Genomic DNA, 13,252 nt, shown 5'->3' with positions numbered 1-13,252 from the left:
CAGGTGTGAAACGTGACAGCGGCGAAGATAGTTGGAGGGTAGCCTCCCGCAAAAATAGCTCATCGCCAGGTTGAATATTAAAAGAACAAAGCCTCCTTTCTTAGCTGAAAGGAGGCTTGTTCGATTGGCTTGCTTGTGATCTTGGTAGCCCTTCTGTCGCTAGGAAATACCGGAGCTTCTAATGCAATCTGTGTAGAATTCAGGTGAGACCTCTGCTTTAGATGTTGCAATGCCGCAAGAATCACTCGATCGACCTGAAGCCAAGCCTGAAAAAGATTCCATTGTGCAGGAGGTGGTAGAATTTTTGATTAGGGTTATCAAGCCGGGAGGGGTTGGGGTTGGTAGTGTTTATGGGCTTTACTCTCTGATTTTTGAAACGAATGTGGCTAAGGCGATCGCTTCCGCTCTAATCGGGTTTGGTTTCTCTTATGGGGCAAAATTGCTGGAACCGATTCATCGGGGCAATGAGAAGCGATTGGCGAAAGCAGGAGAGGTGATTAACGATCGGATTGATAGTCTGGCTCAGGGAACGATCGCTAAAGTAACGCAGGGTGAGGATAAGTATCTTCAGTGTCAGGCGTGGGATTGTCAGGCTTATCGCCCTGAAGGAGTTCGCCAGTCTGATTTGGGAACTCCGCTTTTGGAAGAGGTGTTTGTGCCGCTCGAATTGGACAGTAGCGCGATCGCTCCAGGGTTTCGGGGAATGGAGGGTGCGGACGATGCTGCAAGTATTCGATCGGGCAAGCTGCGAATTTGGGAGTTGTTGAAGCGAACAAAAGCGGAACCGATGCTGCGGCAGATGGTGATTTTGGCGTGGGGTGGCTATGGCAAAACGACGCTGCTTAAGCATGTTGCTCATACTTATGGGAATAAGCAACAAGGACGCTATCAAGTGTCACAAAAAATCCCGGTGCTGTTGGTGCTGCGGAAATATCGTGACTTGCTAACTCAAGAGAATGCTCCCAATTTGGCGGATTTGATTACGCTGCATCATATTCCTGCTTTGCCGACTGATGAAGAATTGAAGCTGCCAGTGAATTGGGCGCAGGAGAGCCTTCGGCGGGGCGATGTGGTGGTGATGTTGGATGGGTTTGATGAGGTGGAGAAAGCTAAAAGACCTGCTCTGGCTAAGTGGTTAAATGAGCAGATGCGGCGATATAGAGATTCGGTATTTATTCTGACTTCGCGCCCTAAAGCTTATAGAGAGCAGGATGCAGGTGATCGTCTAGAGATGACGACTCCGATTTGGGTGCGTGATTTTAATCAGGGGCAGCGTCGGGATTTTGTGGAGAGTTGGTATCGATATCAAGAGCGGTTTGCGAACAGTGGACGAGATACGCCGGATGTCAAACAAGCCGCGCAATCTGCCGCAGATGAGCTTTTGGCGCAGATTGAGGCGCGATCGGAATTGAAGGATTTGGCGAAGAATCCGCTTTTGCTGACGATGATTGTGACGTTTCATCGGCGGTTTCCGGGGGCGGAGTTGCCAAGGCGACGGGTGGAGCTATATCAGGAGATTTGTCGGCTGCAATTGAAGGATCGCCCTGGGGCGAGAAAGTTGGAGACGCTGCTGTTGGAGTGTGGAGCGCAGGTGATTTTGCAGATGCTGGCGCTGGAGATGATGCAGAAAAAAGAGGGGCGGGTGGAGCGTAGAGAGCTAGTGGAACGGCTGGCAGGATATTTGACAGTGCAGGGTGAAACCATTGATGCTGTGGAGTTTCTCGATCAGGTGGTGCAGGTGAGTGAGTTGGTGATCGAGCAGGAGGATGAGTATGAGTTTGCTCATCTGAGTTTTCAGGAGTATTTGGCGGCGGAGGAGGTGGCTCGGTTGGGGCAGGAGAGTTTGCTGTATGAGAAGTTGGGGGAGGATTGGTGGAAGCAGGTGATTTTGTTGTATGCGGGATTAGTGAACCCTGGAAAGCTGATCCGAGAGATGACGGAGCGCGGGGCAGCGGATTTAGCGTATGTTTGCTTGCAGGAGACGACAAAGCGAATCGATCCGGCTTTGGTGAAAGAGTTAGGGTCGCTCAAAGAAAAGCTGCTGATTCATCGATACCGACATCTGGAGGAATTCACAGTGAACCAGCAGCCGTTGTTGCAAGAGTTTGAGGCACTTAAGAAAAAGGTGCTAAGTTCTCGGTATCAAAAGCTAGAGGAATTTCTGAAAGACCAGCAGTGGAAAGAGGCGGATAATGAAACGTATCGATTGATGATTATGACGGTGGGGAAGGAAGAGGGGGAGTGGTTTGAGCCAGAGCACTTGCTGAATTTTCCGCGTGAGGAGTTGTTGAATATTGATCGGTTGTGGGTAAAGTATAGCGAGGGTCGGTTTGGCTTTAGTGTTCAGAAAGAATTATATCTAGAGTGCGGAGGCATTGTTGACGGGCAGTATCATGCGGAGGCATGGGAAAGTTTCTGTAACACTAACGGTTGGATGGAAAAGGGTAAGTATACGAAGGTAGTTTATGATATCTCTTCTCCGAGGGGATATCTTCCGCGGCTTGGGGTAAAGTTGACGCGTGGGCGTTGGATGGAACACGTCTCTCTTCTCTCAAACTGCGACTTGTAGACTGTAATGTCCGGTAGCTTCAGCCTGTTTTTAAGACTTGTATTAATGTTCCGACTCGGCGTGTTTTTTGCCTTTAGAAGGATCTATGTACTTGATACCGTCAGGTCTTTGTAAGAGTTCGATCGCCCCCTATTCCACCACCTCAACCAAATCATCGATCGTCACCCCAAAAGCCTTCGCAATCTTATAAACCGCACTCAAATCAACAGTATTCAACTCACCACGCTGAACATAACTTCTGACTGTGCTGTAGTTAACGCCTGAGCGTTCGGACACTTCTTTCAAAGTCCAGCCTCGCTTGTCAGCTAATTCTCGAATTTTTAGCCTAACTAGCCCCATTCAGACTTGACAATGACGCGTATGCGACATTTAATAATTGTTGTACATTGAAAAGCGATCGCTCTTTTCGCCTGGAAAACTTGAGAGCGATCGCTACTTCTTATCCCATTACGGGAGGTAACCATATGATATCAGCATCGCAGCCGTCAGCAACGGTTGGTGACAGTTTTGTGCGGAGTTACCGCGATCGTTTGTCTCCTTGGTGCATTATTCAGCTTTTGCCAAAGATGCAGCGCCGTGTGGTGGCTCGGTTTCGGCGGCGGAATGATGCGACGGAACATTTGCGGGTGTTGAAGCGGCTGAACCCGATCGGAAACTATGAGATTGTGTTTGATCCGGCAGTAGAAGAATTGGTAACGGGCGAGTGACCGATGTAGCTGAGGGTGGGCGATCGCCCTCTTTCTTTCACAAAAAAATCCTCTAACATTGCTGGTAGAGGACAGTGTTCCGGGTAAACAAGATAATTTAAATTTACAGGTCTTCTAAGCTTGAAAAAGTACACTAGCGAACAGAAGGTTGCTGATCTTCTAATTTTCAGAAGCGCTTTGATGACTAGCCTTAGCTTTACCAAATTCCGCGTTTCCCTGTGGGTCTGATAGTCATCCAGTTCGTTCGTGCCATCGTCAACTGCTCTTGACTCAACTTTGCCCCAGTGAGATTTGCGCCACAGAGGTTAGCACCTCGCAAGTTTGCGTTGAGTAGGTAAGCGCTACTCAAGTTGGCTCCGCGTAAGTCTGCACCTTCTAGGTCAGCGTTGCTGAGATAAGCTTTTGTCAAGTTGGCATCACGTAAGTTGGCGTGACTGAGATTGGCGCGTCCAAAGTTAACGCTAATCAGGTTGGCTCCATGAAGATTGACTTTATGCAAGTTTGCCTGATGGAAAACCGCATTCGATAAATCGACTCTCGTCAGAATCAACTCCGTCAAATCATAAGAAGCAAAATCTCGTTTCCCTTTGCTGTAGTAGCTCTGTAACCCTTGAGAATCTAGCTTAGGTGAACTGCTCGACTGCCCTCCTCCAGAGTTTCCGGTGCGCCCTCCAGAGTCGCGGCTTTTAGCTCCTGAAACTGATGGCTTAGTTGCCATAACGCGACCGCGAGTCTGCCCAGACTGAAGGCTGGTCGATTCAGTGCGAGTCTGGCGTGCTCTGATTGCCATTGCAGCACGAGCATTGGGAGAAGCGGAAGAATCTTGAGAGTCAGGCCCAGAAGGGTCGCCTCGCTTGCGCCCAACAGTGTTTGGCTGAGATGGCACGTTAGTCATACCGCTTGCCAGACTTTCTAAGTAGGGTTCCAAATCTAGATCTCGCAGAATCTCGTTTGCCGACTGGTAGCGGTGACGAACTGAGACTTCTAGCATTTTTCTGAGAACTTTGGCAAAGTGGTCGCTCACCTGGACTTGTTTTTGCCAGACTAACTCTCCCGTTGCGGGGTCGTAGTCTAAATCTTTAGGAGATTTTCCTGTTATCAAGTAGATGCAGGTGACTCCTAGCGCATAGAGGTCGCTGGCATATACCGGACGCATCGCCATCTGTTCGGGTGGAGCGAAACCAGGGGTGCCGATCGCATAAGACGTGAGGGCTGTTTGTTCTGAAAGACTAGCGTTCAAATCGCTCACCTGATTTTTGACCGCTCCAAAGTCGATCAATACCAATTTGCAGTCGTGAGAGCGCCGAATTAAGTTTGCAGGCTTAATATCACGGTGAATGACTTGATGACTATGAATATATTGCAGAATAGGCAAAATTTCGCTCAGAAAGACCTTGACTTTTAATTCGCCAAATGTGCCTTCTCGCTTAACTTCTTGTTGCAGCGTTGCCCCACTGATATATTCTTGAACTAGATAAAATTCTTGATTTGCCTCAAAATAGTCCAACAACTGAGGAATTTGGGGATGGTTGCCAATCTTTCCCAAGGTGCAGGCTTCTCGCCCAAACAAATCTCGTGCCATCTGCAAAATGTGAGGGGCAGTGGCAGTGGGACGTAATTGCTTTATCACACAGTTGGGCTGACCGGGTAACTTTTCGTTGCGGGCTAGAAAGGTTGCGCCAAAGCCCCCTTGACCAAGCGCGTGCAGAATCCGAAAGCGATCGCTCAACAATAGCTTAGAGCCACAAGCCTGACACGCTTCAGTGTGGATGAGGTTTTCAGGATGTGGACAGACTGGATTCAAGCAGTAGCTCATTCAGCATTACCCGCGTTGATTGTGAGTAGTGGGATATTGCTACCCTGCCCTGATGATCTGGGCACCGACTCGATGACTATAGGGTCAAAGGTGTAAGAGATCCTTTAAAGAGTGTCTAAAGTTGAACCATTTGAACTTAAAGTCTCTATAAACTAGCAGCGGTCAAGCCCCTAATTTGCTGAATGCTCCTGGTTATACAGGATACCCATACGGTCAGGCTCTGCCAACAACAATAGCGCGAACTTTCCTTTCAGCATGGATAACTTTTATGGAAGCTGGGCGATCGTGTAAAGGCAAACTAGAGTTGAGTCAAATCAAAGAAGGTTACTCCCATTTTAGAAAAACCCTCTTTATATAATCGTAGACTGTGAAAATCATGCTTGTCTAGATAGATTTTGCTGACATTGCATTGTATCCGTTTGAGAATAGGTGCCCAAGAAATAGCCTCGTTGCAAAGGTGATATTTATCTCTTATTACTCAATACTCTGACGGACTGGAACTTCCGTAAGTTTGTGAGACATAAATCCGAAGTTAAGCCAGAAATGCAGCCAAAACACTGTAGCAAAAAGTAGACTATTTCTATTTTGACTACAGGGTCAAGAGTTTGAGGGGATGAGTCAAACCAATTTCGGAAGCAACTGCGACTGATCGTTCAATCCGACGGGGCACGGCTTGTTGTACGGGCATGGCACGGCAGTGCCCTCATACGGATCTGTCGCATTCACACATCAAATGGGTATCAGACCGCTCTCTGTCCAATCCTTTGCCTGGGAGCGGTAGAATAGTTCAGACTGGCGTAGATCAAAAGCAAGCTCAATGCGTATTTCTCTGAACTGGCTGCGGGAACTAGTAGATATTTCAATGCCTCCAGAAGCTTTGGCTGAAATGCTGACGATGGCAGGGTTTGAGGTCGAAGACATTGAAGACCGACGCACTTGGGCAGATGGGGTTGTGGTGGGCAAAGTGCTAGAGCGCGATCCTCACCCAAATGCCGATCGCTTAAGTGTCTGCAAAGTTGATATTGGGGGTGACACGCCTTCTACGATCGTCTGTGGGGCAGCAAATGTGCGATCGGGAGTTTTCGTCCCGGTGGCAACGCTGGGAACTTATTTGCCCAAAGTTGACCTGAAGATTAAACCCGCTAAGTTGCGGGGCGTTGCTTCAGAAGGCATGATCTGCTCTTTGTCTGAGGTGGGGTTAACTAAAGAATCAGAGGGCATCCACATCTTTGACGAGTCAGTGTTAGGAACGCTGAAGCCGGGACAGGATGCTCGACCTTTATTAGGGCTGGATGACGTAATTTTAGATCTGACCTCGACTGCAAATCGGGCGGATGCGCTGAGTATGGTAGGCGTGGCGCGTGAGGTTGTGGCGCTGACAGGGGCGACGCTGAGATTGCCGCAGGCAGAAAAGCCAACGGTTCAAAAATCTGGGAGCGGCAGTTTATCCGTGAAGGTTTTAGAGCCTCAGGCTTGCCCAACCTATATTGGCACGACGATCGAGGGCGTAAAAATCGCTCCGTCTCCTCTATGGCTGCAACAACGTCTGCAATCGGCAGGAATCCGTCCGATTAGCAATGTGGTGGATGTCACAAATTACGTTTTATTAGAGTGGGGACAACCGCTCCATGCCTTCGATCGCGATCGTCTCGTCACCGTTGCTGGAAGTGATGCACTGACGATCGGAGTTCGATTTGCTCGTGCTGAAGAATCGCTCAAAACGCTAGACGGACAAACCAAATCTCTCCAAGAGCAAACGCTCCTGATCACTGCAAATGACAAGCCGATTGCCCTGGCAGGGGTGATGGGTGGTGAGGAGACTGAGGTTTATGAAGGTACTCAAAACTTAATGCTAGAAGCGGCACTCTTTGACACGGCGGCGATTCGTCGGTCTGCCCGTTCTCAAGGTTTGCGAACTGAAGCGTCTGCCCGCTATGAGCGAGGAGTTAATCTCGCCGAACTAGAAACTGCTTGCCATCGTGCTTTAAAGCTGATGATTGAATTGGCGGGAGGCACGATCGTCGCTCAAGAAACCGCAGACTCGCGCCCGAAGGAAGCAGTGACGCGAACGATCAAGCTTCGCCTAGAGCGGGTCAATCAAGTCTTAGGAATGGTCGAGTTAGAAGATGATATTGGCGACCTTCCGTCCAGCGAGGTTGAACGGACTCTCACCGCATTAGGCTGTGAGCTTACCGTCATCAAGCCCGATGGTTGGTCGGTGACGGTGCCTTTCTATCGCTATCGAGACCTAGAGCGTGAAATCGACCTGATTGAAGAGATCGCTCGAATCTATGGATACAACAAGTTCTGCGACACGCTGCCAGAGAAGACAGAGCCAGGATATTTGTCGATCGAGCAAGCGATCACCCGCAAACTTCGAGAGTCACTGCGAGCTGCCGGGTTGACGGAGTTGATTCACTACTCATTGGGCAAACCAGAGTCAGAGAGCCAGGTGATTCTCGCAAATCCGCTATTCACAGAATATTCTGCCCTGCGGACTGATCTAATTTCAGGATTAATTGATGCGTTTCAGTTCAACTTAGAGCAGGGAAATGGGGCGCTAAACGGCTTTGAGTTTGGTCATGTGTTTTCGCGAGAAGAGGAAGGATTGACCGAAGCCGAATTTATCGCCGGAATTATGGGAGGCGACCCAACACAAGGCAAATGGGTGCGAAGTGGGCGAGAGCAGCCTCTCTCGTGGTTTGAGGCAAAAGGAATCTTAGAGGCGGTGTTTAAGCGAGTGGGCTTGACGATCGAATATCAGCCCGATCGCCGCGACTCTCGGTTACATCCCGGACGGACGGCTTCTCTCTGGAGTCAGGGCAATCGGCTGGGCACGTTTGGACAACTCCATCCCCAACTGAGGCAAGAGCGAGATCTGCCCGATGAGATCTACGTGTTTCAACTCGATCTGAATGTGGCGATCGCTCAACTCGAACAAGAAGAGGTTTTGATTCCTACCTTCCAGTCTTATTCGACCTATCCATCCTCCGATCGCGATCTGGCGTTTTATGTCGCTACAACCGTTGGAGTGGCAGAATTAAAGCGGTTGATCACCAAAACTGGCGGAAAATTGCTCGAATCGGTCGAATTGTTTGATGAATATCGGGGCGATCGAGTTCCTGAAGGTCAACGCAGTTTGGCGTTTCGGCTGATTTATCGAGCTGACGATCGCACCCTCACTGATGACGACATCGCGCCCATTCAACAAAAGGTGCGAGAGGCGATCGTTGAGAAGTTTAGAGTGGAACTGAGAAGCTAATCGGAGCGCGAGCAATGCCCAAATATGTGATGTGGGGAAGCTATTGCGAGGACGTTCTAGAAAAACGGACTCCTTATCGTCAGGCACATTTAGATGGGCTGGCAAAACAAAAAGCGGCGGGAGTGCTGGTGACGATCGGTCCGACCAAAGATCTCACAAAAGTCTTCGCTATTTATGAGGCGCAAGACGAGGCAACCGTGCGTCAAGTTGTTGAAGCTGACCCCTATTGGCAAAACCAGATCTGGACTGAGTACGACGTGAAAGAATGGATTCAAGCCGTGTAGAACATCCAATCTTTGAAGTTAAGGAAGAATTTTAACCTCCAGATATTTGGTTCACCAAATGCACAAGTTCTGGAAGAATCAATTTTTCTAGGGCAAGTCTGACCGCATTTGAAGAACCCGGAACCGAGAACACGAGTTTGCCGCGATAGACTCCGGCGATCGCTCTCGACGCGATTGCTCTTGACCCAATTTCTGGATAACTGAGGAATCTAAAAAGTTCTCCAAATCCTGGTAAGGTTTTTTCTAGAAGGCTCTCGATCGCATCGTAGGTCGTGTCTCTAGGTGCGATCCCCGTTCCGCCATTCACAATGAGGACACTCAGATCCAAACGTTCGCTTAAATTTTGGATCTGTGAACGAATCTGATCCGGTTCGTCTTTTACTAAGGTGTAGAACCCGATCGAGTGCCCAGCATTCGATAAAAGCTGTTGGATCAGTTGACCGCTGCGATCGGTTTCACGCGTGCGGGTGTCGCTCACGGTAATGACAGCGCAAGAAACAGTCACCCCGGGAGCGTCAGGGTGAGGATGTTGGGTCATGAGTGCCCACTATGATGACTTAGAAAAGCCCAATCCGTTGCGCTCGGCATAGCGTTCCATAAAGCGCATGAAGCGATCCCACTCTTCAACTGATTTCATGACGTAGAGGGCTTCTAGTGCTTCTGGCTTGCCGTTGACAAATTTGGCATTGACCTCGCGAGTGATGATTTCGCCCTCTTCATCAATCATGTATAGCCCGGTGACATCTTCGGTGACATCATTGCTCAATGCTGTGGGTTTCTCAAAGTAGAAAGTAGCGGTTCCACTCGTGCCATCTTTAGAGCGAGTCAACCGAACATCAGGAGTCACATCTTCATCAACACCCCTGGAAAATTGCATTTGTGCCATAGCTGTAAAATTGCGATCGTGGTTAATTCAATTAGTATTCTCCCATTTTACGGAACCTAAAAAAGGGGTTAGGGATCAGGTTTGGGGCTGATCCCCCTCGAATCAGGCGTTGACGATGTACTGTGAGTTTAGCGATGCCACTCTGCCATCTCGCACCAGCGTTTGGTAAACCATTGCAGACACCTCAGCTCTGGTGGCATCACGGTTGGGGTTAAACTGGCGCACATTTGGATAGTTGACAATGATCCGGTCTTGGGTTGCGGCGGCTACGCGATCGAGCACATTTTGCGGGATGGCACTGCGATCGTCATACAAATTCAAGGCGCTAACATCTCCGGGCGGCAGGTTAAACCCGCTTGCCAGTGACAGCACTAGCTGAAGTCGCGTCACATTCTGATTAGGCTTAAAGGTGCCGTCAGGGAAACCGGAGATGAAGCCAGCCCGATAGGCCTGATCGATCATTGGCTTTGCCCAAAAGTCGGCCGCCACATCAGAAAACTTGAAGGCATTGCGTTTGGGAGCCGGGTTAAAGGCCTTGGCGATGATGGCGGCATATTGGGCGCGAGTCATTGGGGCATCGGGTTGGAACTTGCCATCAGCAAACCCCTTAATGAAGTTTTGACTGGCTAGACCCAAAACAAAATCTTTTGACCAGTGCTGTTGAATATCTGAAAACGTTGCCACTGAGGTATCTGGATCGACGATGAACGCAGATGCGATCGCGGGGGCACGATTGGTTGCCACTAACGATTGATAAACCAGAGCGGCGACTTCAGCACGGGTGATATCCATCACGGGCCGCAGTTGCGCCACATTAGGGTGGTTGACGACAAGGCGCTTTTGAGTTGCCGTCGCCACTAAATCGGTTGCATAGCTGGGAATTTCAGCCCGATCGCTATAAGCCCCGACCGCGCTAGGCGTTCCGCCTGTGAGTCCTAACCCGTTGACGAGCGACACTAGCGCCTGAACGCGGGTAAGATTTTGACCGGGGCGAAAGGTGCCATCCGGGAAGCCCGCAATAAAGCCCATTCGATTGGATTTGATGATGAAATCGCGTGCCCAAAAGTTTTCTGGCACATCTGAGAAATTTGTCGCGGCTTGTTTGAGCGGCAGATCGTAGGCTTTGGCTACGATCGCGGCATATTGAGCGCGGGTCAAGGGAGCTTCGGGCTTAAAGGTGCCATCGGGAAAGCCACTAATCAGACTTCGACTGACTAATCCTTGAATAAAGGCTTCTGCCCAATGTCCTCGAATGTCGCTTAATCCAGTGTCGGGCACAGGGGTCGGAACTGGAGCGGGAGTCGGGGTCGGCGTGGGAGTCGGAGTCGGAACTGGAATGGGAGTCGGAGTCGGTGTAGGAATCGGGCTGGGAGTCGGCGTGGGTGCAGGAGTTGGAATCGGGCTGGGAGTCGGCGTAGGCGTAGGAGTCGGAACTTCGCTGACAAGAAACTCGATCGGGCCTTTTACCTTGGTTGGCGTTATCTGGTTGCCAGCCGATGCGATCGTGATCGGTGGACTGGTCGCATTCTCAAAATCAAATTCAGCATTATCTCGAAAGATATTGCCGCCTGGATCTTGACTGCTGCCTAAGTTAGGGACAGATCGCTCTAACGAAATTAACCCGCTTTCGGTGTTGCGTTCGACGATGTTGCCGCGCAAAACAGGACGGGCAGCTTTTGACAACACGATACCAGAGCGGTTTTCAAAGATGCGGCTGTCGGCGATCAAGGGCGCGGCGTTGTCTCCGATCGCCAGCCCAAACCCAGTGTTCTGGCAGACGTTGCGGCGAAACTCGCCTTTTGTGTCGCGGACGATCGAGATTCCGTTGGCGGCGTTTTGAAAGAATACATTGTCATTGACGACGGGGTTGGCGGTGCCTGTCGCAAAAACGCCTTCTCGTTTGCAATTTACAAAGGTGCAGTTGGCAATCGTGGGTGCGGTCGATTCGATCCAAGCTCCGGTGCCGCGCGTTTCAGAATTGGTGACGGTGACTCCTCGCAGTTGGGCGTTATTTTCTAACTTAAACGTCACCAGTTGATTGGCAAATGTGGGGCTGGCAAAGATGCCGCCACCTGTGATTTGAATGCCGCTGCCTTTATTGGATTCGTTGCCCACTATGGTCACGCCAGAAGGAATGACGATCGGAAAGGTTTCACCCGTTGCCGTGCTGTAGGTGCCTGGGGCGAGTTGAATTTTGGTTCCAGATTTAATCTGTTGCAGGGCGCGCGCGATCGTTTTAAAGGGCGAAACTTGACTGCCTGCTGCGCTATCGCTGCCGCTTGTGGGATTGACGAAAAGAGTAGGCGATGTGGACTGAACCATATTTTTATCAGTTGAATGTGTGAGGGGTAAGCTTATTTTCTGTAGAAAACAGTATTAAATAAGACAATTCCAGGAAGAGTCGAGAGGCTCTTTATAATACTCATCAAGAGGAAAAGTAACGCATTAATTTAGAGATGAATGAGTTTTTGGACGATCGAGCGATATTCTTCAGCAATCACAGCGGGAGTGTTGCTTAAGCCGGGTTCTAAAATCATGTCGCCGATCGTATCGAGGGCGCGTTCGTTAATCGCGTCGATCAAAAGCTCAGGCATGGTGAGATTGTCTTCTGCAATTTTTTTGAGCGTGGGCATGAGATTTTTTTGCTCGGCGATCGCGCGCAGTGCTTTTAATTCCGAATCTGACAGGTGAGTAAAAAATTGAGTCCACTCAACTGGCAAGTCTGGAGAAGCCGATTTGATTACCGTGCCATTCGAGCGTTGATTGACTGGCACGATTGCGACTTTGTGAGTTACGTCGGTGACTTGATTGGGGACTGACGTTTTCTTTAACGCTGAAATTTCGTGGTCGAGGGTTTCTTTTTGTTGACGACGAGCGAGAATTTGGGTTTCTAACTGACCAAGTTCTTCATGCAGAGATGAGATTTGAAGCTGCAATTGCTCGATCGCCGTTTGCAGAGATTTTGAGCCAGTTTCAACTTGTTGGCGTTTGGGTTCGGCTGAAAGTAAAAACTGATCGAGTTCCAATCGATAGCGTTCTAACTCGTTGATCTGCGGCTGCAAGGTCAATAAGTCAGCTTCTATGCGCTGTTTTTGACCCGTTAGCGCGGCGATCTCCTGAATCAAAGTTTCTTTCGTGTTTTTCTGTTCTAGAATTTGCGCTTTGATTTGGTTCAGTTCCGCTTGAGTTGTGGTTAGATTCAGTTCTGCTTGCTGCTTGGCTGAAAGAGTGAACGACAGCGACTCTTTGAGGTCTGCTTCTTGGCGCTCTAGTGCCTGAAGTTTGGTCTGACGCAGATGAACCTGGCTAGTCGGCGCTTGAACTGGAGCCGAAGGGTGAGCGAGGTTCCAACTAACGGCGGCTCTAGGTTTATAAATAGGTTGACTTGGGGGAGAATCGAGGTCTTGGGCAATGCGATCGTGCTCTTCGCTAATAGCAAGCAGCGACTCATAAGCCTCTGATCGCTGGCGCTGCAACCCGCGAATGTGCGCCATCAACTCTGCGGAGCGTTGCTCAAATAACTGATGATAGCGACGTTCAGCGACCGCAACCCCAACCAAGCTTGCAAAGAATGTAATCAATCCTGTCAGCAATGCCCGACCAAAGTCTCTGCTGGTCACAAAGCTCACACCAAAGCTAACCGCAAAGGCAACCAAACTGAGAAGAAGGCGACTTTTGAACATAGCGCTCGTGCTCGACAACCTTGCATTAAAAAGAATCGACCGTAA

Annotated in this window: 10 protein-coding genes; 4 read left to right on the top strand and 6 right to left on the bottom strand. The window is 49.7% G+C overall.

Annotation, left to right across the window (positions count from 1 at the left end):
- Nucleotides 1-229 precede the first annotated feature (229 nt).
- Nucleotides 230-2,569: a GUN4 domain-containing protein gene (locus BRW63_RS22100; RefSeq protein WP_106254111.1), complete on the top strand. Its 2,340-nt coding sequence runs from the start codon at nt 230-232 to the stop codon at nt 2,567-2,569.
- A 129-nt stretch (nt 2,570-2,698) separates the two neighbouring features.
- Here BRW63_RS22100 and BRW63_RS22095 read toward each other — a convergent pair whose 3' ends face one another.
- Nucleotides 2,699-2,908: a helix-turn-helix domain-containing protein gene (locus tag BRW63_RS22095; RefSeq protein ID WP_073074557.1), complete on the bottom strand. Its 210-nt coding sequence runs from the start codon at nt 2,906-2,908 to the stop codon at nt 2,699-2,701.
- A 125-nt stretch (nt 2,909-3,033) separates the two neighbouring features.
- Between BRW63_RS22095 and BRW63_RS22090 the strand changes: the two genes are divergently transcribed.
- A complete protein-coding gene (locus BRW63_RS22090) occupies nt 3,034-3,276 on the top strand; it encodes a hypothetical protein (RefSeq protein WP_073074564.1) in 243 nt (80 codons plus the stop codon).
- Nucleotides 3,277-3,472: 196 nt separating this feature from the next.
- On the opposite strand, the gene BRW63_RS22085 is transcribed toward BRW63_RS22090, so the two are convergent.
- Nucleotides 3,473-5,092 (bottom strand): serine/threonine-protein kinase, encoded by a 1,620-nt coding sequence (locus tag BRW63_RS22085; protein WP_073074556.1) that lies wholly within the window; start codon nt 5,090-5,092, stop codon nt 3,473-3,475.
- An 817-nt stretch (nt 5,093-5,909) separates the two neighbouring features.
- On the opposite strand from BRW63_RS22085, the gene pheT reads away from it, so the two are divergent.
- Both pheT and BRW63_RS22075 read left to right on the top strand, forming a co-directional pair.
- Nucleotides 5,910-8,354, top strand: coding sequence for a phenylalanine--tRNA ligase subunit beta (gene pheT, locus BRW63_RS22080; protein WP_073074555.1), 2,445 nt, complete (start codon nt 5,910-5,912; stop codon nt 8,352-8,354).
- A 14-nt stretch (nt 8,355-8,368) separates the two neighbouring features.
- Nucleotides 8,369-8,638, top strand: a complete 270-nt coding sequence (locus BRW63_RS22075; RefSeq protein WP_073074554.1) for a YciI family protein — start codon at nt 8,369-8,371, stop codon at nt 8,636-8,638.
- Between the two features lie 31 nt (nt 8,639-8,669).
- Here the strand turns inward: BRW63_RS22075 and BRW63_RS22070 are convergent, their stop codons facing one another.
- The 4 genes from BRW63_RS22070 to BRW63_RS22055 all read right to left on the bottom strand — a co-directional run bounded on the left by BRW63_RS22070 (nt 8,670) and on the right by BRW63_RS22055 (nt 13,207).
- Complete coding sequence (locus BRW63_RS22070) at nt 8,670-9,176, bottom strand: MogA/MoaB family molybdenum cofactor biosynthesis protein (protein ID WP_073074553.1); 507 nt, start codon at nt 9,174-9,176, stop codon at nt 8,670-8,672.
- 9 nt (nt 9,177-9,185) lie between these two features.
- Complete coding sequence (psb28, locus tag BRW63_RS22065; protein ID WP_073074552.1) at nt 9,186-9,524, bottom strand: photosystem II reaction center protein Psb28; 339 nt, start codon at nt 9,522-9,524, stop codon at nt 9,186-9,188.
- A 102-nt stretch (nt 9,525-9,626) separates the two neighbouring features.
- Complete coding sequence (locus tag BRW63_RS29680; protein ID WP_073074551.1) at nt 9,627-11,846, bottom strand: S-layer homology domain-containing protein; 2,220 nt, start codon at nt 11,844-11,846, stop codon at nt 9,627-9,629.
- A gap of 128 nt (nt 11,847-11,974) precedes the next feature.
- The gene (locus BRW63_RS22055; RefSeq protein WP_073074550.1) at nt 11,975-13,207 is read right to left on the bottom strand and encodes a tellurite resistance TerB C-terminal domain-containing protein; all 1,233 of its coding nucleotides are present in this window, start codon (nt 13,205-13,207) and stop codon (nt 11,975-11,977) included.
- Between the last annotated feature and the right edge of the window lie 45 nt (nt 13,208-13,252).

It is taken from the genome of Phormidesmis priestleyi ULC007, assembly GCF_001895925.1.
In the GTDB taxonomy this organism is placed as follows: domain Bacteria; phylum Cyanobacteriota; class Cyanobacteriia; order Leptolyngbyales; family Leptolyngbyaceae; genus Phormidesmis_A; species Phormidesmis_A priestleyi_A.
This window is presented reverse-complemented; position numbering and strand designations above follow the sequence as displayed.